This is a genomic window from Sphingomonas sp. PEI4, assembly GCF_056679955.1.
Map to the genome: position 1 here is coordinate 771,710 of NZ_CM155258.1, position 21,371 is coordinate 793,080.

14 protein-coding genes and 1 pseudogene are annotated in these 21,371 nt (G+C 62.5%); 10 read left to right on the forward strand and 5 right to left on the reverse strand.

Annotated elements, in window-relative coordinates; all coding sequences use genetic code 11:
- Positions 1–7: 7 nt before the first annotated feature.
- Genes AC1MLZ_RS03365 through AC1MLZ_RS03380 form a run of 4 tightly spaced genes read right to left on the reverse strand, consistent with a single transcriptional unit; the run spans position 8 to position 4,874 of the window.
- Positions 8–1,279 (reverse strand): Gfo/Idh/MocA family protein, encoded by a 1,272-nt coding sequence (locus tag AC1MLZ_RS03365; RefSeq protein ID WP_480960450.1) that lies wholly within the window; start codon positions 1,277–1,279, stop codon positions 8–10.
- On the reverse strand, positions 1,276–2,130 hold the full coding sequence (locus tag AC1MLZ_RS03370) for an FAD:protein FMN transferase (RefSeq protein ID WP_480960451.1): 855 nt from the start codon (positions 2,128–2,130) through the stop codon (positions 1,276–1,278). Before AC1MLZ_RS03370 ends, AC1MLZ_RS03365 begins: the two co-directional genes overlap by 4 nt.
- Position 2,131: 1 nt before the next feature.
- On the reverse strand, positions 2,132–3,454 hold the full coding sequence (locus AC1MLZ_RS03375; protein WP_480960452.1) for a Gfo/Idh/MocA family protein: 1,323 nt from the start codon (positions 3,452–3,454) through the stop codon (positions 2,132–2,134).
- Positions 3,455–3,467: 13 nt separating this feature from the next.
- On the reverse strand, positions 3,468–4,874 hold the full coding sequence (locus AC1MLZ_RS03380; RefSeq protein WP_480960453.1) for a 3-keto-disaccharide hydrolase: 1,407 nt from the start codon (positions 4,872–4,874) through the stop codon (positions 3,468–3,470).
- Between the two features lie 282 nt (positions 4,875–5,156).
- Between AC1MLZ_RS03380 and AC1MLZ_RS03385 the strand changes: the two genes are divergently transcribed.
- The 10 genes and pseudogenes from AC1MLZ_RS03385 to AC1MLZ_RS03430 all read left to right on the forward strand — a co-directional run bounded on the left by AC1MLZ_RS03385 (position 5,157) and on the right by AC1MLZ_RS03430 (position 20,901).
- Complete coding sequence (locus tag AC1MLZ_RS03385) at positions 5,157–5,903, forward strand: FadR/GntR family transcriptional regulator (protein ID WP_480960454.1); 747 nt, start codon at positions 5,157–5,159, stop codon at positions 5,901–5,903.
- Between the two features lie 244 nt (positions 5,904–6,147).
- Positions 6,148–9,183: a TonB-dependent receptor gene (locus tag AC1MLZ_RS03390; RefSeq protein ID WP_480960455.1), complete on the forward strand. Its 3,036-nt coding sequence runs from the start codon at positions 6,148–6,150 to the stop codon at positions 9,181–9,183.
- Positions 9,184–9,477: 294 nt separating this feature from the next.
- The gene (gene uxuA / locus AC1MLZ_RS03395) at positions 9,478–10,644 is read left to right on the forward strand and encodes a mannonate dehydratase (protein WP_480960456.1); all 1,167 of its coding nucleotides are present in this window, start codon (positions 9,478–9,480) and stop codon (positions 10,642–10,644) included.
- Positions 10,641–12,053 carry a glucuronate isomerase gene (uxaC, locus tag AC1MLZ_RS03400; RefSeq protein WP_480960457.1) on the forward strand — a complete coding sequence of 471 codons (1,413 nt, stop codon included), beginning with the start codon at positions 10,641–10,643 and terminating at the stop codon, positions 12,051–12,053. Before uxuA ends, uxaC begins: the two co-directional genes overlap by 4 nt.
- Positions 12,050–13,195, forward strand: a complete 1,146-nt coding sequence (locus tag AC1MLZ_RS03405; RefSeq protein ID WP_480960458.1) for a mannitol dehydrogenase family protein — start codon at positions 12,050–12,052, stop codon at positions 13,193–13,195. Before uxaC ends, AC1MLZ_RS03405 begins: the two co-directional genes overlap by 4 nt.
- Before the next feature lie 30 nt (positions 13,196–13,225).
- Positions 13,226–14,518, forward strand: coding sequence for an MFS transporter (locus tag AC1MLZ_RS03410; protein ID WP_480960459.1), 1,293 nt, complete (start codon positions 13,226–13,228; stop codon positions 14,516–14,518).
- A 1-nt stretch (position 14,519) separates the two neighbouring features.
- Positions 14,520–15,035, forward strand: a complete 516-nt coding sequence (locus tag AC1MLZ_RS03415) for a VOC family protein (RefSeq protein WP_480960460.1) — start codon at positions 14,520–14,522, stop codon at positions 15,033–15,035.
- A gap of 228 nt (positions 15,036–15,263) precedes the next feature.
- Positions 15,264–15,687, forward strand: a pseudogene (locus AC1MLZ_RS03420) (integrase core domain-containing protein); the annotation flags it as partial.
- Positions 15,688–16,198: 511 nt separating this feature from the next.
- Positions 16,199–19,339 carry a TonB-dependent receptor gene (locus AC1MLZ_RS03425; protein WP_480960461.1) on the forward strand — a complete coding sequence of 1,047 codons (3,141 nt, stop codon included), beginning with the start codon at positions 16,199–16,201 and terminating at the stop codon, positions 19,337–19,339.
- A 95-nt stretch (positions 19,340–19,434) separates the two neighbouring features.
- Positions 19,435–20,901, forward strand: a complete 1,467-nt coding sequence (locus AC1MLZ_RS03430) for a tetratricopeptide repeat-containing sulfotransferase family protein (protein ID WP_480960462.1) — start codon at positions 19,435–19,437, stop codon at positions 20,899–20,901.
- A 40-nt stretch (positions 20,902–20,941) separates the two neighbouring features.
- On the opposite strand, the gene AC1MLZ_RS03435 is transcribed toward AC1MLZ_RS03430, so the two are convergent.
- On the reverse strand, positions 20,942–21,313 hold the full coding sequence (locus AC1MLZ_RS03435; RefSeq protein WP_480960463.1) for a hypothetical protein: 372 nt from the start codon (positions 21,311–21,313) through the stop codon (positions 20,942–20,944).
- Positions 21,314–21,371 lie beyond the last annotated feature (58 nt).

Genomic DNA, 21,371 nt, shown 5'->3' on the forward strand with positions numbered 1-21,371 from the left:
CCCCTTGTCAGATCGCAACCAGATTCGTCGGCCAGGTCATCGCCTCGCCGCGGTCCATCGCCTGTTCGCCGAGCAGCGAGGCGACGCTCGCCTGATAGGCCTGGCGCAGCAGGCCGGGCAGCGGCTTGCCCGCACGCACCGCAGCGCCGAACCCCTCGAACTGCAGCATCGTCTCGTCATATTCGCCCCAGCCGAGCGACTCGCCCTGCGTCGTCACGGGCAGCTCGGGAAACCAGGTGGCGCCACCGATCGGCACAGTGCGCTTGTGCCCCCGCGCGACATCCTTCTGCATCCGCTGCAGCGCCAGCACCTTGGCCGGCACTTCCTGATAGATGCGGCCGAGTTCGGGCTCGATCGTGCCCTTGCTGCCCTGGATCTGCTCCTCGCATCCATAGCGCGCGTTGTTCAGCAGCGAGGTGTAGATGAACTTCCGCCCGCCCGAATATTCGTAGATCAGCGCGACATGGTCGTAGACCTCGCGGCCGTCCTTCCAGAAACAGATGCTGCCCGACCCGATTACGCGCGTCGGCGCCGCGTCGAAGAACCAGTTGCCGACCTGAAGCTGGTGCGTCGCCAGTTCGGTCATCAACCCCGCCGAGCTGTCGCGGTACAGGCGCCAGTTGATCTGGCGATCGGTCGCATCGGCGGGCACCGCGCGACGCCAGGCATTGTTGCGGTGCCAGCTCGCACGGATCTGGGTCAGCGATCCGATCTCGCCGGCCTTGGCGCGCTTCAAGGCGTTGAGATAGGTCGGGTGGAACATCCGCTGGTGGCCGATCTGGAGCACCTTGTTCGCCGCCTGCGATCGGGTCACCATCGCGCCGCAATCCGCGATCGTGCGCGCCATCGCCTTTTCGCACCACACATGCAGCCCCGCATCGAACGCGTCGAAGCTGTGCCGCGCGTGCAGGTGCAGCGGCGTCGCGATCACCACCGCATCGATCCCGCCCGCGTCGAGCATCGCGCGGTAATCGCTGAAGACGCGCGTCGTCGGGCTTACCCACTGGCGTGTCTTCGCAAGGTTCGGCGCATAGGTATCGCAGATAGCCGCGACCGTGCAGTTGCGCGTCTTGGCGATGTTCTGGATCAGCGCGCGGCCGCGATCCCCGGTGCCGATCACGCCGAGCCGAACCGGGTTCGTCTTCACCGGATCGGCACCCGCCGCCGACGCCGCGGACACGGCCCAGGGCGCCGCGGCCGCCATTCCCGCGCCAGCGGTCGCCATCATCACCCGATCGATGAACGATCGCCGCGTGAGGTCGAAATCCTTGTCGGTCATGCCGCTTGCATCCTCACTACGTCGACGGTCGGCGCCGCCTCTTGGGAAAGATCATACAGAAAACGCCGGGTCGGCCCACCCTCCAGCAGTCGTCGCGCGCCAGCATCATCCGCGACCAGCAGCGCCGTGCTCAGCGCCTCGGCACGGCCGCCGCTGCGATCGACCGCCACCGCACAGCGTGCCGCGATGACGATCGCGCCGTCGCTCGGCCGGATCATCGCCGCACGCTCGGGCGCGTGCGTCCCCGCGCCCACCGTCGTCGAGATCGACAGCGCCTCGTCGATGAGGTCGAGCTCGACCAGCACGGCGTCCGCCCGGGACGGATGCGGTATCGCGAACGGCCAGCCACCCCCAAGCGGATGCTCACCGATCACCGCGAGCGAGCTCTCGCCTGCCGAGAGACATGCCGAGACGACGCCCGCATCGCGCAACGCCGCGCACGCCCGGTCGAGCGCGAACCCCTTGCCGAAGCCGCCGAAATCCAGCGCGAGCGGTCGCGTCGCCGCGATCCGCGCCGCGCTCCTATCGAACACGACATCGCCCCACCCTGCCCCGCCGAACCGGTGATCGACGGCAGGATCGAACAGCCCGTCGGTCAGCGCATGCACGTCCTGGATCGCGATCAGCGCTTCGATCAGCACCGGATCGTCGATCGCGACGGCCCGCCCGGCGAGAAGCTCGTCGTTGACCGCGGTCGTCGGCGACGGTCGATGAATCGTCAACGCATCGTCGACGCCCTCGATCGCGCGCCGCGCCGCGATCAAGGCATCCGCAAATCCGCCGCCGAACACGTGCAGTTCGACCCGCGTTCCCATCGCAACGAAGCGCTCGACCTGCGCGACGATGCTCACGTCAGGCCTTGACCTCCCAGCCCGGTTCATACGCCACCGACCACAGCTTCATCGCCTCCGCGCTGCTCGGCTTCCCGGTCGCCGGATCGACGGTCAGCACGCTGTCGGTGCGATAGGCCATGTTGCCCAGATGGCAGAGCGTCGTGCTGATATGCCCCTCGGCGATCGGCGAATTGAGCACAGAGGCGCTGCCGCGGATCACGTCGACGAAATTGCCGGCGTGATAGACGTCGAGGATGCCCTCGCCGACCGTACCGGTCGTCTCCGACGTCGCCTTGGCCATGACCTGCCGGATCGACTTGCCTGCCAGATCGTAGAGCTCGAACCCGTTGCGATCGACCACCGCGGATCCCTTGGTGCCGAGCAGCAGCACGCCGCGCCCACGCCCATAGGTCAGCATCGCATTGCAGCTCTGGCCGTTCCAGCGGATCACCCGGTCGTTGTCGTAGTTCAGGTCCAGCGCGAGCGAATCATACATCTCCCAATCGTCACCGGCGTGGAAGCGCTTGGCACCCTGTGCCGAGACGGTCTTCGGATAGGTCAGCCCCATCAGCCAGCGCGCGACATCGAGTTCGTGCATCGCGTTGTTGCAGAGTTCGCCGGTCCCATATTGCCAGAACCAGTGCCAGTTATACGGGACCAGGTTCGACCGGTACGGCGCGCGCGGTCGTGGCCCCTGCCACATGTCCCAATTGAGATTTGCCGGCGGCGTCGTCACCTGCCCCTTGCCGATCGTCTTGCGATTGTTCGCGTACCAGGTCTGTGCCTCGTACACGTCACCAAGCTCGCCGGCCTGGACGAGCGCGAGCAGCTGCCGCGTCTCGGGGCTCGATCGCTGCTGGTTGCCGACCTGCAGGATGCGCCCGGTGTTCTTCTGCGCCGCGATCATCGCCTCGCCCTCGGCAGGCGCGATGCCGATCGGCTTTTCGCAATACACGTGATGCCCGGATTTCATCCCGTCGACCGCGAGCTTGGCGTGCCAATGGTCCGGCGTCGCGATCGTGATGATGTCCAGCGCCTTGTTGTCGAACAGGCGGCGGTAATCGCCTTCCGTCTTGGGCGCCGGGTTGCCGCGCGCCGCAAACTCACCCGCACGCTTGGCCAGCACGACCGAATCGACGTCGCAGAAATGCGTGATCTCGACGTTCGGCACCTTGGTGAACGCGCCCATATGCGCCTGGCCACGCCCGTTCACGCCGACCACGGCGACGCTGAGCCGATCGTTCGCGCCCTTGATCCGCGCATAGCTGCGCGCACTCATCGCCATGCCGAGCCCAAGCCCCACCGTGGCACCCGCACCCTTGATCATCGTCCGACGGTCCATCGATCCATCCCCCTCAGAGTTCGCGCAGCTTGATCGACCGGAATTCGACCCGGTCGCCGTGATCCTGCAGCAGGATCGGTCCTTGCTTGCCTTCGCCGAAACCGGGCACGCCAGCGTATTTGCTCTGTGCCACCAGCGCATGGAACGCCGGGGATCCGCGGTCATACTCGACCATCTTGAAGCCGTTCAGCCAATGCTCGACATGCGCACCGCGCACGACGATCACCGCGCGGTTCCAGGAGCCCGGCGGATTGATACGCTTGCCCGGGCTGTCGGGATCGGACAGGTTTTTCGCGGCGATCAAGTCATATAGCGACCCGAGCGTCCGGTTGCCGTCGCGCCCCATCTTGGCATCGGGATGCCGCTCGTCGTCGAGCAACTGATATTCGAGCCCGATCGACTCGCCCTTTTTGAGCAGGCCAGCATCGACGAAATACTTGATCCCGCTATTGGCGCCGGGCGTCAGCTTGAAATCGATCGACAGTTCGAAATTGCGATAGTCGCGAGTGGTGGCGATATCGCCGCCGCCGCCCTCGACGCGCAATGCACCATCGGCCATCGACCAGCCCGATGCCGGAAACTTCTGGCCTTTGACGCTCCGCCAGCCGGCACCGGTCTTGCCGTCCCACAGCAGCTTCCAACCGGCGCGCTGCTCACTCGCGGACAGGCGATTGGTCAGCCACCCCTGCTCGGCAAGCGCCGTCGCAGGCATCGCGAACCGAGCCGGCGAATCCGTGATCATCCGCACGTTGCGGAACCGCACTTCAGGATGCCGTGCGGCCTCCGCATCGGGGATCGCATGGACCTGGAAGGCGATGAACCCGCGTGCGTCGACGTCGTCGACCACATCGGCGGCAGGCACGCCGTTGATCCACGTCCGCAGCCGCGTGCCGATCGCCTCGACACGGTAGTGATTCCAGTCGCCCGAGCGGAAAGTCTGGCGCGCCGCCTCGTTACGACCCAGCGTATAGAGCCATTGCCGGCGTTGCTCGTCGTACAGCCCGGCACTCCAGCGGCGCGACGACGGGTCGATCTCGGCCTGATATCCGTGCACCACGCCGTCACGGTAATCCGGTCGGCTCTGACCGCGGATCATCATGCCGGAATTGAGCGCCGGATCGGTCTTCGCATCGAATTCGATGATGAAGTCGCCATACTGCGCCTCGGATACGAGCCAGCTGTTGGTCTTGCCCGGCTCGGCGCGCCCGATCAGCTCGCCATTCTCGAAAGCATAGCTCGCCTTGCCGCCCGTCGCGCGCCAGCCGGCCAGCCCTTCGCGCGGCGTCACATCGCGCCACGGCGCCTTTGCCTGGTTGGCGGAGGATTGCTGCGTCGGTGCAGCTTGGGCCCCAGCATCGACCGATGCCTGCGCCATCAACGGCACGGCCGCCAAGGTCAGAATTGCGAGCGCTCGAGCCATTCGCCTCCCCTTTTCTCTTTTCTGCGAGCGTGGGTTGGGCAACCCTCTCCGGACAGGTCCGGTCGTCTCGCATCATTTTACCGCCGACATGTCGCTGTCGTACGGCCTCTCCTGAACCACGTCTTAAATAGTGGTCGGGCCACATGCAACATGATTGTAAGGCATTTTTATCCGACCATTGCGCGGTTTTGGGCTGCGCTAGGCTTGACGATGCTTTACGCAACGCGATGTAAAGCGGCGCCGACGCTCGGCCGGGCGCGCGCGCATCCAATGAGGACTATAATGCAAGGCACTGAAGGCGGCGGTAAACTCTATCGCAAGATCGTCCAGGCGATCATCACCGATATCGCCAACGGCGTGTATCAGGTCGGCGCGCGCCTGCCTGCCGAACGCGACCTGACCGAGCGGTTCCAGGTCAGCCGCCCAACCATCCGGGAGGCGATGATCGCGCTCGAGATGAAGGGCATGGTCGAGGCCCGCAAAGGATCGGGCGTGTTCGTGCTCGCCTCCTCTTCGAACGACTCGGAAAAAGAACTCGACATCGGCGCGTTCGAAATCACCGAGGCGCGCCGCATGCTCGAAGGCGAGGTTGCCGCCGTCGCTGCGACGGAGATAACCGAACAGCAACTGGTCGAATTACGCAGCCTGTTGGCGCAGATGGATCAGGACGATACGCTGGTGGCGGAGGACGCGGACCGTCGCTTTCACATCGCGATCGCGGAGGCGACGGGCAATGCCGTCATCATCTCTGCCGTCACCGACTTCTGGGACATGCGTTTCCGCTCGCCGCTTGCGCGCGAAGTGCTGGCAAAGGCGGGAAGCCTTGGCACCGAAAACCGCATGATCGAACATGGCCGGATCCTGAGTGCGCTCGAGGCGCGATCGCCGATCGACGCGCGCAATGCGATGCGCGATCATCTTGCGCGCGTGATCGACCACCTGCTCGACGTTACCGAGACCGAGGCCGTCGAGCGCGCGCGCGCAGCTACCGACCAACGACGCCGTGCACTGGCCCGACGTTCGGTCTGATCTGACCGGAGGACCCGTCGCTTCCGCAGTCAAGTACGCTGCCATTCATGATTCCAGCCTATCACAGCATGATAGAGCCAAACCGGAAACTCAGTGGTCAAACAATCTGCCTGACCAAATGATTCAGTATTGTCATATTAAAATAGCAATGATACCTGACGAATTACGCCGACCTTAGAAAACTAGGGCGGCAAAATGTCGGGAAGCGTTAACTCAGCGCACCCGGCCTATCGGGAGAGGGTCTTTGAGCCGTAAGAGCTTTGATAAGCGGAAACTGCTTATCTCGACGAGCGTCGTCAGCCTATTTATCGCCGCGCCTGCCACGGCCCAGCAGACTGCGGGCAGCCAGATGCCACAGCCTGCGGACAGTCAGACGAGCCCGCCCGATCCTGCCAACCCGTCCCAGGTGCCACCGGAGGCCGACAACGCGGATATCGTCGTTACCGGCTTTCGTGCGGCGTTGAACAACGCACTGAATCAGAAGCGTAACGAGACCGCCGCGATCGACAGCATCGTCGCGGAGGATATCGGCAAGTTTCCCGACTCCAATCTCGCTGAATCGATGCAGCGCATTCCCGGCGTCGCGCTCTCGCGCGGCGATGGTGGCGAAGGCCGCAACATCTCGGTCCGCGGCCTCGGCTCGCAGTTCACGCGCGTCCGCATTAACGGCATGGAAGGCGTGTCGCAGGTCAGCGGCAGCGACATTCGCGGTGGCGTCGCGACGGGTCGCTCGTTCGACTTCGTGACCTTCCCGACCGAAATCTTCTCCGCGCTTTCGGTCCGCAAGACACTGTCGGCGGATGTCGAGGAAGGCTCGCTGGGTGCGACGGTCGATCTTCGCGCGCCCAAGCCGTTCGACCAGAAAAAGGATTTCGTCCTCACCGGTACGGCGCGCGGCATCTATAACGACATCAGCAAAAAGGCCGATCCGCGGCTGTCCGCGCTCGTCTCCAAGAAGTTCGGCGACACGTTCGGTATCCTCGGCAGCATCGCCTATTCGAAGCGCCATATCGACGAATATGCCTATTCGGCGGTCGATGTCGTGCCGACCACGGTCTATGGCCAGGCGCAGCCCGCCGGCACCGCGAACGCAGGCGTGACCTTCCCGTTCTGCACACCCGTCGGCTACAGCTATCGCGGGGCCGCGACGAACAGCCCTGTCGGAGGATATACGCAGCCCAACGGCACGCCGATCGGCGCCGACGCCAACAATTGCAGCACCGGCAATCCGCGTACCGGCACGGCGGCGGCCTATGACTATATCATGAGCCGTACCGGGGTGAACGGTCGCCCGGGTGGCGGCGTCTATCTGCCGCGCCTGCCCCGCCCCGTGAAGAGCAGTCAGGATCAGGAACGTCTCGCCGGTACCTTGACGCTGCAGTGGAAGCCCAGCGCCAATACCGACATATCGCTCGATGGTCTTTATTCGCGCTTCAAGGTCGACCGGCTCGACCAGATGTTCGACGCACGGTCCTTCGGTCGAGCGATCTCAAACAACGGACAGCCGCTTACCTCTGTTCGCGAGATCGAAGTCGACGACAACGGCTCGCTGGTCCACGGCCTGTTCGACGGCGTCGACCTGCGATCGGAGATGCAGCAGGAGAAGTTCACGTCGACCTATCGCCAGGTCAATCTGAACTTCGACCAGCGCTTCTCGGATACCGTTCGGGTCTATGGCCTGGCCGGCATCAACCAGTCACGGCTCGACGTCGACCGCCTGCAAGTCGCGATCGATTCAAACGACACGCGCAATTTCTCGATCGATTTTCGCGACAATCCCGACATTCCGAAGATCGGCTACGGGATCGACACGACCAATCCCGCGCTATTCCAATACGGACCTCCGCTCGCGAACGGCGACCAGCGCGGGCAATTGTCGAATTTCATCCGCCGCAACACGATCACCAGCAAGACATTCGAGCTCAACGGCGAATGGGAGGCGGCGCCCGACTTCACGCTTCAGGTCGGCGGCCAGTATCGCACGAACAAATATACCGCGCGTGAGCGGCAGCTTGCCACCAATACGCCGCTCGCCCTGCCGACGGGCGTCACGCTCGCCAGTTTGACCACCGTGACGAAGGGCGTCGGCAGCAATCTCGACGGGTTGCTGCAGGATTTCGTCTCGATCGATCCGGAAAAGTTCCGCGATGCGGTCGGCCTCGACAGCTACGTCTATTGCAGCATCGAATGCGCAAAGGGCACGTTTGGCGGCGTCGAGGAGAAATACGGCTCGGGCTACGCCATGGTCAAGTTCAACACGGCCAACTCCCTGCCCTTCGCGCTGCGGGGTGATGCCGGCGTACGCTACGTCCATACCAGCCTGGACACCTATGGTCCGATTACCTCGGCGGCGCCCGCCGGGTCGCTCTATCCGTCGCGTTTCGTGATATCGGAGGTCAGCCGCAGTTATGCCGACTGGCTGCCGTCGGTGAATCTCGCGCTGGACATCACGCCCGATCTGATCGCGCGCGCGTCGGTGGCGCGTGTCATGTCACGACCAGCTTACGGCCAGCTGATTCCCGCAGGCTCCGCGAACCTCGTGATCCAGACCGCATCCTTCAGCAATCCGTTCCTCGAACCGATCCGCGCCAATACGTTCGACGCGGCGCTCGAATGGTATTTCGCCAAGGGCTCGCTGATCTCGGTCGCCTATTTCTATAAGAATATCGAAAGCTACATCCAGACGACAAGCCAGGCGGTCGCGTTCCAGGACATCGGCCTGCCGCTGACGCTGCTCAACGGTACGCAGTTGCGCCCCACCGACGTGTTCACGGTCCAGCGCAGCAACAATACCGAGGGCGGGCCGCTGCGCGGGTTCGAGGTGAACGTCCAGCTGCCCTTCACCTTCCTGCCCGGCGTGCTGCGCAATTTCGGCGCGCTCGGCAACTTCACGCGAGTTCGTTCGAACATCGATTACGTCATATCGCCCACGCTTTCCCGGACCGCGCCGCTGGTCGGGCTGTCGCCGGAAACGGCAAGCGGGACGCTGTATTACGAAGACGACAAGTTCAGCATCCGCTCGACGGTGAACTACCGCGCGGCGTTCCTGACGGCGGTTCCCAGCGGCTCGGTCGATGCGGATTCGACATCGAACGCGAGTTCGATCTTCGTCGACGCATCGGCATCGTACAATCTGAACGAACATATCAAGCTGATCGCCGAGGTTTCCAACATCACAAACGAGACCAACCGCCTGACCGTCGACACGACACGCCAGGACCCCCTCTACACCTCCTATTTCGGCCGCACCTACGCCTTGGCGGTCAATTTCCAGTTCTGAATTCTTCCTTCCCTCCATCGACATCGGCGCTCCCAATTGCCGATGTCGACCAACCTAAGGGTGCGCCGCACGTTATTCCGGCGCACCCATTTTTCGTTCCGAGCGAGACCCGGCGGATTGCGCGAACCCGGAGAAGTCATTGCGAAGCGTTCGCCTTCACCGGTTAATCTCCGCCCGACAAAATGGCCTGACCACTTTATTGCATCTGGCCTATTAGATTTGTGTTCGCTAAACAGGCATGAACTGCAGCGAGGCCAGAAGGTCCGCGCAATCGAGGGAGGACGCTGGGTGCCGATGATCGAGACGATGCGCTGGTTCGGCCCCTCCGATCCGGTAACGTTGCGCGATATTCGCCAGGCCGGCGCAACCGGCATCGTAACCGCGCTGCACGAGATCGCGAATGGCGCCGTCTGGCCGCAGGACGCGATAGCGACACGCCGAGCCGAGATCGAGGCGGCCGGGCTCGTCTGGTCGGTGGTCGAAAGCCTGCCGGTGCACGAAGCGATCAAGACATGCGGCGCCGACCGGGACGTGCTGATCGACAATTACCGGCAGAGCCTGACCAACCTGGCCGCGTGCGGAATCCGGACGGTCACCTATAATTTCATGCCGGTTATCGACTGGACGCGCACCGACCTGGCTTGGACGATGCCCGACGGCGCGCGTGCGCTTCGCTTCGAACTGGAGGCCGCCGCAGTCTTCGACATCCACATTCTACGGCGTGCGGGGGCAGAACGCGATTACTCCCCTGCGCTTGTCGAAAGCGCCGAGCGCCGGTTCGCAGCCATGGATACAGACTCACGCCGCCTGCTCGAGAAGACCATCATCGCAGGACTGCCCGGCAGCGAAGAGACCTTTACCGCCGATCGGTTCCGCGACGCCTTGGCGCAGTATGACGCGATCGATGCCGAGGGACTTCGCGCCAATCACATCGCGTTCCTGGAGGCGGTCTGCCCGCTGGCCGACGAACTCGACATGCGGCTGGTGGTGCATCCCGACGATCCGCCCTTCGCGCTGTTCGGCCTGCCCCGCGTGGTCAGTACCGAGGCGGATGTCACGACGCTTTTCGCGCGGGTACCGAACCGCTCCAACGGTCTGTGCTTCTGCGCCGGCTCGTTCGGCGCCCGTGCGGACAACGACCTGCCCGGCATGATCGAGCGGCTGGGCGACCGGATCGGCTTCCTCCACCTGCGATCGGTCCAACGCGAGCCCGATGGTGCCTTCCACGAGGCCGCGCATCTCGCTGGTGATGCCGACATGGTTGCGCTGGTCGCCGCCATTCATACCCTCCAGACGCGCGAGGGACGCTCGATCCCGATGCGCCCCGATCATGGCCACCAGATGCTGGACGATCTCTCGAAGCACACGCTGCCCGGCTATTCGCTGCTCGGGCGGATGCGCGGTCTCGCCGAACTGCGCGGTCTCGAGCGCGGGATCGCACATATGGCCGCGCACGCTTGAGCCGTCCGCTTCGCCTCTCGCCCGATCGGCTGTTCTCCAGTGATCCGGACCAGCGGTCGATCGCCCGCGCGCTGTATGCCGAGATCGCCACGCTGCCCATCGTCTCGCCGCACGGCCATACCGATCCGCGCTGGTTCGCGACGAACGAACCGTGGCGCGACGCGACCAGCCTGCTACTGGCGCCAGATCATTATCTGTTCCGGATGCTCTACAGCCAAGGCATCGCGCTCGATCGGCTCGGGGTACCGTCACGGCAGGGCGTACCCGACACCGACCCGCGCGAGGCGTGGCGCACGCTCGCCAGTCATTACCATCTGTTCCGCGGCACACCGTCACAGGCGTGGCTGGATCACGTCTTCGCCGAGGTGCTTGGGTTCGACGTGGCGCTGGATGCCTCGACGAGCGACCTGTATTTCGACGGCATCGCCGAGAGGCTAGCGACCGAGGCGTTTCGCCCGCGGGCACTGTTCGAGCGGTTCGGGATTGAATTCCTCGCGACCACCGAGGGCGCCGACGATCCGCTCAACGCGCACCGTGCGATCCGCGACTCCGGCTGGACGGGCCGCGTCGTGACGACCTACCGACCCGACGGCGTCATCGACGTCGAGCACGAGGCGTTCCGCCCGACGATGGAGCGGTTCGCCGCGTTGACCGGCGAGGATGTCTGGACCTGGCCCGGCTATCTCGCCGCGCATCGCAAGCGCCGCGCGGACTTCCGCGCCGCAGGGGCGACCGCGACCGATCACGGCCACCCGACCGCGCAGACCGCGAACCTCGATGTGGGCGACGCTGCGGCGTTGTTCGCACGCGTCATCGGTCCGGACCCGACGCCGGCCGATGCCGAACTGTTCCGCGCGCAGATGCTGACCGAGATGGCGCGCATGTCGATGGAGGACGGGATGGTCATGCAGATCCATCCTGGCAGCGTCCGCAATCACAACGCACGCCTGTTCGCCAGCCACGGACGCGATCGCGGCGCGGACATCCCCGGGCGGGCCGATTTCGTAAACGGCTTGCGCCCGATGCTCGACGAGGTTGGCAACGATCCGAGCCTCACCATCATCCTCTTCACGCTCGACGAATCCACCTATGCGCGCGAACTGGCGCCACTCGCCGGCCATTATCCTTGCCTGCGTCTCGGCCCCGCCTGGTGGTTTCATGATTCACCCGAAGGCATGCGCCGCTTCCGCGAGATGACGACCGAGACGGCAGGCTTCTACAATACGGTCGGGTTCAACGACGACACACGGGCCTTTCTGTCGATCCCCGCGCGCCACGACGTCGCGCGCCGCGTCGACTGCGCGTTTCTCGCGCGTCTCGTCGCCGAGCACCGGCTGGCGGATTGGGAGGCGGCCGACCTCGCTCACGAGCTGACCGTCGGACTTGCGCGCCGAGCCTACCGCCTGTGAAGCTGTCCGCCCCCACGGTCGACCGGCTGCCGGCGAATGTCGCGCGGCCGGACTATGACCGGATGGACCGGCGTATCGGCATCGTCCATCTCGGCATCGGCGCCTTCATGCGCGCGCACCAGGCGGTCTTTACCGATCGCGCCATGTCGGCGGGAGACCGGGACTGGGGCACCGTCGGCGCGTCGCTGCGATCGCCGGCCGTCCGCGACGTGGTGGCCGCATCGGCCGCGAACGACGCTCTTCACCGCGCGCTCGTATCGCCAGACACGGCGATTGTGACCGTGACAGTGACCGAAAAAGGCTATCATCGTCGCGCCGACGGATCGCTCGACCTTGCCGCCGTGGAGCGGGCGGGCGGCACGCTCTACCACCACCTCGCGCGCGCATTCGCCGGTCGCCGTGATGCCGGGATCGGTGGAATGACGTTGTTGTCGTGCGACAACCTCGCAGACAATGGCGGCATGCTCGCGGCCTCGCTCGGCGCTTGGCTCGATCATGTCGATCCCTCGCTCGGCAGCTGGTTCGCAGGCGAGTGCACCTGCCCGTCGACGATGGTCGACCGCATCGTGCCTGCCGTCACGCCCGCCGATCTCGACACAGCCGAGGCGATGCTAGGCATCCGCGACGAGGCGGCGATCCTGACCGAGCCCTTTGCCCATTGGGTGATCGAAGACGACTTCGCGGGCCGCCGTCCGCGCTGGGACGCTGTCGGCGCACAGATCGTCGCCGATGTCGCGCCGTATGAGACGGCCAAGCTGCGGATGCTCAACGGCGCGCATTCGGCACTTGCCTATCGGGGCCTGCAAGCCGGCCTGCGCTACGTTCACGAAGCGATAGGCGATCCCGCGATCGGTCCAACCGTGGAGCGACTGATGCGCGACGAGGCGGCGGCAAGCCTCGATCCTGCGCCGGGGCAAGACCTTACCGCTTATGCCGACGCGTTGCTGGCCCGCTTCGCCAATCCAACGCTGCGCATGCACTGCGCCAGATCGCGAGCGACGGATCGCAGAAGATCCCTCAGCGCTGGCTCGCCTCGCTCGAAGCCAACCGAGGGCGCGGACGGACCTGTCCGGAAACGCTGTCGGCGCTCACCGCGTGGATGCGGCATGTCCGTGGCGCTGGCAACATTCGACAGACGATAAAAGCGGACAAACCGCGAGGGGAGAGCGAGCGTGGACGGTTCAATACAGGCGACGAATCCCGGGCCCCAAAAGGCCGGCGGCAACGTCCGCTGGGTCATCTGCGCGTTGCTGTTCTTCGCGACGACGATCAATTACATCGACCGCCAGGTTATCGGCATCCTCAAGCCCACACTGCAGGGCGAACTCGGCTGGTCCGAGGTCGACTATGGCATGATCGTATTCTGGTTCCAGGCAGCCTATGCGATTGGCCTGCTCGCCTGCGGGCCGATCATCGATAAGGTCGGATCGAAGATGGGCTATGCCTCGGCGATAACGGTGTGGAGCCTCGCCGCGCTGGTTCACGCCTTTGTCCGCAGCCCCGGCGGCTTCTCGGTCGCGCGCTTCGCGCTGGGGCTCGGCGAGGCTGCGAACTTCCCGGCGGCGATCAAGTCGGTCGCCGAATGGTTTCCGAAGAAGGAACGCGCGCTCGCGGCCGGCATCCTGAACGCCGGCGCGAATGTCGGCGCGATCGCCACACCGATCGTCGTGCCGATCATCACGCTCGCCTATGGCTGGCGCGCGGCGTTCCTGGTTACGGGGATGCTCGGCTTCGTCTGGCTGGTGGCATGGCTGATCTTCTACCGCGCACCCCAACACCACCCGCGGGTCTCGGCGCAGGAACTCGCCTATATTGGCGCCGATCAGGACAATGATGCGGGCACGACGCCGATCCCGTGGCGTCGCCTGTTCCGCTATCGCGGCACCTGGGCCTTCGTTACGGCGAAGTTCCTGACCGATCCGGTCTGGTACCTATTCCTGTTCTGGCTACCGGATTTCTTCGCCAAGCGCCACGGCCTGGACCTCAAGACCTTCGGCCCGCCACTGATCGCCGTCTATCTGCTGGCGGACGTCGGCAGCATCGGCGGCGGCTGGCTGTCGTCGGCACTGATCAAGCGCGGGTACAGCGTCAACGCCGGCCGTAAACTGGCCCTGCTCGCCTCGGCCATACTGGTACTGCCGATCATGCTGGCCAGCACCGTCTCCAGCCTGTTCGCCGCGGTTGCGATCATCGGCGTTGCTGCAGCCGCGCACCAGGGATGGTCGTCGAACCTGTACACGATGGTCTCCGATACCTTTCCCAAGAGTTCGGTCGCCTCCGTCATGGGTATCGGCGGTGCAGCAGGAGCGGTCGGCGGGATGATCATGGCACGTTATGTCGGGCACGTGCTCGAAACGGTCGGCAGCTACGTCCCGGTGTTCATCTGGGCCGGCATCGCTTATTTCATCGCCCTCGCCATCGTCCATCTTCTGCTTCCAAACTTGGAAGATTCAAAACCTAGCTGAGGTGGCGCAGATCGCGCAGAAGATCGTCCTATTGTCGGTTCGTGGGATCATACGTGCTTCGAGGATCTTACTTATGATTGTTTGTTCCGTTCTACTTACTTTGGCAGCGCCGCAGACGACGGTTGGTGCTACGGTGCGTGCAGAACATATTGCAATCCAGGCGGCCGACATTGATCGGAGCGCTGCCTTTTACCATGAGGTCTTCGGTTTGCGGTTAATCCCGACGCCGCTGAAAAACCGCCGTTGGCTAGACCTTGGCAATGGACTGGCCCTGCACATCCTTGACGGACGAACCATGCCAAAACCGTCGAACCGGAATGAGCATTTGGCGTTGCACGTCGATGATCTTGGCACCGTTACTGCTTGGTTAGACCGACATGGACTTGTCTGGACCGATCTGGCCGGAAAGCCGCGCACCATGCAGATCCGGTTTGACGGTGTCCGCCAAATCTACGTTCAGGATCCCGATGGGTATTGGCTGGAGATTGGGGACTCGCGTGGCACTGCAACACGATGACTCAAACGTCGCTTCCGCCTTGCTCGCGGCTATGAGGCACACATCGATGCTCGACGTGTCGGCGCTGAACGATCTGCTGGGAAAAACTGACCCGGTCTGCCGAGCGCTACGCTGCGGTGGAGAAGCTGATGGCCGATCACGGCTTCGCGGAAGCGTCGCGCCTGCAGGCTGATCGGGGTCAATCGGTCGGCATGGCGATATGAGCCGCTTCGCGGGCAGGATGATGCTGTCCGCGAGCGTATGCGCGCGATCGCCGAACAGTGCGGGCTGCCGTGCATGGTGGTCAGCGACAATCCTGTCCTGAGCGGAGCCGAAGGGGGCACCGAGCTGACCAGTCATGCCGTTTTGGCTTGGTGCCAGGACACCGGGATCGAGTGGCATTACATCACGCCCGGCAAGGCTCTCCGAGCTCGTCGAAGGGCCCCAGCAGAACGGCTTTGTGGAATCGTTTAATGGTCGCTTGCGCGACGAGTGCCTGAACGAACACCTTTTCCCAACGCTGGCTGCGGCGAGACGGATCATCGAGTCATGGCGGACGGACTACAACACCGTGCGTCCGCATAGCAGCCTCGGCGGGTTGGCACCCGCCGAGTTTACGAACCGCCCCCGCCAAGGACATATGGATACCGATGTTAAGTTATCAGCGGCCTGAAATGGGGAGCACGTCAAGGTACAGGCGGCTTTCAATCGCACATCGGTTCTCATCACCGAATTAGATCCACTCGCCACAGCCCCGGCCTGCGCTGATCGTCTAAGAACCCATCATCACATGGGCAGACTTCTAAGAGCTCGGGCTAGCAGACTATGCCTCATTTTTTGAGCTGACAGACAAAGCTAAGGAAATTCCCGCTTCGGCCCCATGTTCACACCCATATCTACGCTCGCGCCGGCACAATTGCGCCCAATAAATGGGCACAGTGCCGACAAATGATCAATATTTGGGCACAGCACTGGGGAACGACTTCGCATTTGTGGCATTTACGCGACATATTCTTTGCAAACTGTACGTCCGATAAATCATTGCTTTACATTAACAGGTCAGATTGTTCACGTTAGCGTCATGTTTCCGAAAGCCGACGCTTAAACGGGGTTGTCGGAAACGCACCATACTCGAACGTCAACGGCAAAAGTCGGGGTTCTCGAGTTTACCGGGGGAAATGCGAATGATCACGATCTCGAATTATCTGCGTGGCGGTGCGGCGCTACAGGCACTCGCTTTGATGGGTGCCGGTCTGACCGGAACGTCATTTCTAATCACCCCGTCTACGGCGCAAGATTTCACCAACGTGACAGCGACCGGACGTGTTGTGGATTCGTCAGGTAAGGGAATTAGCGGCGCGACCGTGACCGTTACGTCGAACGCACAAGGGTTCACCCGCACAGCAACCACCGACTCTGGAGGCTCCTACCGCGTTCCGGCGCTTCCCCAAGGCGCCTATACCTTCACGATCGAAGCGCCCGGTTTTCCGACCTTCACCGATGCCAATGTCAACCTCACCCAATCGACCGCTGGTAACGAATTCCAGCTTACCGCCGCCGGTACGGCCAGTAGTGGCGACATCGTTGTCACCGGGCGTCGCGTTCAGGTTTCGGATTTCGACCGCACCACGACCGGCGCGGTAATTCCGATCGGTGAACTGGCGAGCCGAGTTCCCGTCGCACGCGATCTCACGTCGGTCATCCTGCTCGCACCGGGCACTGCTGCCGGCGACAGCGCGTTCGGCAACTTGGCGTCGGTGTCGGGTTCGTCGGTTTCGGAGAACATCTTCTTCGTCAATGGCTTGAACATCACAGAATTTCGCGAGGGTCTCGGCGCGGTCGGCGTCCCATTCGAGTTTTACAACACGATCGAAGTCAAAAATGGTTCGATCCCTGCAGAGTTCGGTCGCTTCACCGGCGGCTTCATTAACGCTACGACGAAATCGGGCGGCAATGACTTCCATGGCGGCATGTTGTTCAGCTACGAACCGAACGAACTGCGCGAAGATTCCCCCAATGCACTGACCAACTATAACAAGCAGGACGACCAAACTCGCCTTCAGACCAATTTCTACCTGTCGGGCCCGATCATCAAAGATCATCTCTTTTTCTATGGTCTGGCGCAGTTCAACGACAATTCTCGCGGCGATACGTTGCTGACCTCGAGCGTCGCGACGGCAGTAACCGGCAGCACCGGGCTGCGTCGTGAAAATCAGTCTACGAGATCGCCGTTCTTCGGCGGAAAGATCGATGCGATCATCACCGACGGTCAGCGACTGGAGTTCACGTATTTCGACTCCTCGCAGAAGACGACGCGAAACAGCTACGGCCTGCTCGATTCGAACGGGCGCACCTACAATACGGTCCGCGCCGCCAACCCTAGCACCGGCGCGCCGGTCATCGGCGCCTACCAGAATACGGTCGTAGAACGATTGGGCGGCGAGAATTACGTCGGCCGCTACACCGGGCAATTTACCGATTGGCTGACCCTTTCGGCCGCATACGGCAAGAACAAGAACCAGGATATCGCGGGGTCAGCCGACGATGACTACCCGTTCATAAGTGATACACGCCCGGGTGGCGGCGTGACTGGCAACCCGCTGAACGGGATCGGAACGTCGAGCGACGAGCGCGAATTCTATCGCGGCGATGCCGAAGTGTATTTCAACCTACTCGGCAAGCATCATATCAAGGGCGGCTACGATCGGGAAAACCTGACGTCGGATACGACCACCAGCTATACCGGCAATGTCGCCTACACATATGTTCTTGCTCAAAACGGCGATCCGTTTGCCCCCGCCGGGACGCAATATGTGTCGGCACGCACTTTCGTGAACGGTGGCATCTTCAAGTCGAAGAACGAAGCCTATTATATCCAGGACGCATGGTCGTTGTTCGACAACCGGCTGACACTGAATCTCGGCGTGCGTAACGATCGGTTCGAAAACAAGAACGTCAATGGCGAAACCTATTTCAAATCCGGCAACCAATGGGCGCCGCGCTTGAGCTTCTCCGGCGATCCGATGGGCGATGGCCTGACCAAGGTCTATGGTTTTTACGGCCGATATTTCCTGCCCGTTCCCGCCAACACCAACATCCGTCTGGCTGGCGCCGAACTTGATTATACGCGCTACAACGTCTTGAACGGCGTCGGTGACCGGGGCCTGCCCAATATCGGCGCGGCGCTTCTTTATGCCGGCGGTTCGGCCTGTCCAGATACGGGCACTTTGAACTGCGATGTTACCGGCGACGGGACTGCGACGCCGACAGGTGCCACCGTTTCCCAGAACCTGAAGCCACAGTCGGTCGACGAGTTCGTTCTTGGCGTCGAGCGCAATCTGGGTGGCGGCGTCCGCGTCGGCATGTTCGGCCAGTATCGCAAGTTGAACGAGTCGCTTGAGGACGTCGCGATAGATGCCGCGGTCAACCAGTTTTGCGTCGACAACAACATCGGCGGTGTCGGCGAGGCTGCCCGCACGGCCTGTTCGTCGATCTATAGCGGCTTCCACCAGTATGTGCTGACCAACCCGGGTGCTGCCGCGACGATCCAGTTGTCGGACGTCCTGCCGGGCGAGACCACGGTTCGCACGATCGATTTTACCGGCGAGCAGCTTGGCTATCCTAAGGCACGCCGGACGTACAAGGCCCTCACCGTCACGTTCGATCGCGACTTCGACGGCGTCTGGAGCCTCAATGGCTCGTACACCTATGCGAAGAGCAAAGGGAACATCGAAGGCGGAATACGATCCGATAACGGCCAGACCGACTCCGGTCTCACGACCGCCTTCGACCAGCCCGGTCTGACCAACGGTGCATATGGCTATCTGCCGACCGACAACCGTCACAAATTCAAGCTGTATGGTTCTTATGCGCCGACCAGTTGGTTGACCCTGGGGGCGAACTTCTCAGCCCAGTCGCCGCGCCGCTTTGGCTGTCTCGGGCGTGTTCCGACCAACGTCGATGCGTTCGCGGGTGCTTATGGGGCAGCAGGCTTCTATTGTAACGTCAACACCGATGGGTCGATCCGGACTACCCCTTTCGCCGCCGGCGAGGTTGCGCCCGACCGTCAGTTGACGCCGCGCGGTTCGGTCATCAAGTCGGATTGGCAGACCACCACGAACATCACGGCGGCTATCAAGGTTCCGTCCGATCTGTTCAGCGGGACGTTCCGTATCGACGTCTTCAACGTGTTCAACGAGAAGGCGGTGTTGGATCTCAATGAGGTAGGAACCCAGGCAAACGGCGCTCCGCGTGTTGATTTTGGCGCCCCGACGAGTTTCCAGGCACCGCGCTACATTCGCTTCCAGCTCGGGTTCGACTTCTAGGTTGAAGACCGTCTAGGCGGCAGGAAGGGAGTCGACTTCGGTCGGCTCCCTTTTGTGCAACCATCGTTCCAGATATTGAGAGGCTATCGCCGATAGTGACCCCCGCCACCTTTATCGCTGCGCTCAACCGCCGCGATCGCGCCGCAGCTGTCGATGCGGCCTGCAGTCTGCTTGCCCAGAATGCGGCACTAGGCGATCAGTGGCAGGCGATTGCTCGGTTTGCCGTACGCGTGGCCGAATGGCCGCTCGCAATCGCCGCGATGCGTCGTTTCGTGGCGCGCAAGCCACATGACCTCGATCGCATATTGCAACTCGCCGACGTCCTCGCCAACGCCGGACGCCTTGACGAAACGATTGCACTTATCGCTCCGCTTGCGGCGCGTGCTCCAGATGACGCGCGATTGCGCCATTTGCTTGGTACCGCGTACATACAAACGGGTGACATTTCGCTGGCGCTGACCCATCTTCAGGCTGCCGCTCAAATATGGCCAGCGTCTGGGATGACGTGGCTCGCGCTCGCCAATGCTCAAAAACTAACGGTTGAACACTCGATTTGGCAGGCCTTATTCGCCGCCGATCACGCAACTCGTACGGCTACGCCCGCAGCGAGAGCAGCCTTTCTGTACGCCACCGGCAAGGCATGGGACGATATCGGCGAGTACGACCGGGCATTCGCCGCATTCGACGCCGGTGCGGCTCTCATGCGGACTGAGCGGTTATGGAACTGTGACGCGGACGAAGCCGAAGCCACCGCATTGGTCCGTAAACTCGACCGTGCATGGCTTGATCGTGCGGCTTTGCCCCACCGCGAACCTACCGGGCCGATCTTCGTTACTGGCCTTCCGAGATCAGGAACGACGCTGGTCGATCAGATGCTGGCAAGTCATTCACAGGTATCGAGTGGCGGCGAACTGAATTTGCTAGAAGTCGCAACTGGTAGCGGAGGCGGAACCGTGGCTGAAACGATACGTCACCATTTCGCCGCCTGCCTCGACGCAGAAAGCGCTTGGGGCCAGGTTGGTTCACTATACGAGCATCTTGTGAAGCAGCGCGAACCGGATGGGAAACGCTTTGTCGACAAGAGTCTTGATACCAGCCGCTATGCTGGGCTGATCCGCCTTGCCATGCCAGATGCTCGCTTGGTATGGATTCGTCGCGATCCTCTCGATACAGCATGGTCGTGTTTCCGTACTTACTTCAGCCAGGGATTGGGCTGGACCTTCGATCTAAAGACCATTGCTCGGAAATTCAAAATCGAGGACCTGTTGTTCGAGCACTGGAGGACAACACTCGGTCCGCAATTGCTCGTCGTACCATACGAAGCGTTTGTTAAAGACATCGGTCGATGGGCCCCGCGGATTGCCCATCACATAGGGCTGTCCTTTGAGACGGCTATGTTAGAATTCGATCGGTTGAAGCGTCCCGTGACCACGGCAAGCGTCGCACAGGTTCGCCAACCTCTTTATCAGACATCAGTGGGCGCCGCAGCACCGTACGCTGTTCATTTGGCACCCTTCACCGACGCTTACTCCCCAAACCGTTCGACACTGGTATCGGACTGAAGTCGGGGCGTTAAATTCGGTGGTCGCGGGCAACCTTACTCTATCGGGTCTGGAATGAGCCGGGCGGAGTATACACCCAGATATTTCGCCACCAGTAAAGAACTCCTTTATACTCGTCGCAAAGGCTCGGGCATTCTTTGAACCGTTGCAAATAGGTGAGAACCGGAGCCATGGAAATATTCGCCCGTCGGGTTCGGCACGCACACGAAATGACCCAGAAGCCGACATTCAGGAGCGGTTTTCGACTCCCCCGTTTCGGCCATTCGTTCATGTCGGCAGCAAGGGCGGCGTTAGGCGCGGACCTTCGCCCCCAGTCGGCGATCGCATCTCCTGCCAGTCCCATGGTTTCGATCTCGTCGCGTAACGCTAATAAATTGGTATTTTTTTGGTTTTGCAATTCAAACTGTAACATTTGTGCCCCAACGGAGCCGGGTTGCCATCTTTGCCAAGTTAAAGTTCCTGTGGGGGAT

Bases quoted from the DNA above. Each gene is read 5' to 3' on its own strand.
- AC1MLZ_RS03365 (WP_480960450.1), bottom strand. From the start codon at position 1,279: ATGACCGACAAGGATTTCGACCTCACGCGGCGATCGTTCATCGATCGG.
- AC1MLZ_RS03375 (WP_480960452.1), bottom strand. From the start codon at position 3,454: ATGGACCGTCGGACGATGATCAAGGGTGCGGGTGCCACGGTGGGGCTT.
- AC1MLZ_RS03380 (WP_480960453.1), bottom strand. From the start codon at position 4,874: ATGGCTCGAGCGCTCGCAATTCTGACCTTGGCGGCCGTGCCGTTGATG.
- AC1MLZ_RS03385 (WP_480960454.1), top strand. From the start codon at position 5,157: ATGCAAGGCACTGAAGGCGGCGGTAAACTCTATCGCAAGATCGTCCAG.
- uxuA (WP_480960456.1), top strand. From the start codon at position 9,478: ATGATCGAGACGATGCGCTGGTTCGGCCCCTCCGATCCGGTAACGTTG.
- AC1MLZ_RS03425 (WP_480960461.1), top strand. From the start codon at position 16,199: ATGATCACGATCTCGAATTATCTGCGTGGCGGTGCGGCGCTACAGGCA.
- AC1MLZ_RS03435 (WP_480960463.1), bottom strand. From the start codon at position 21,313: ATGTTACAGTTTGAATTGCAAAACCAAAAAAATACCAATTTATTAGCG.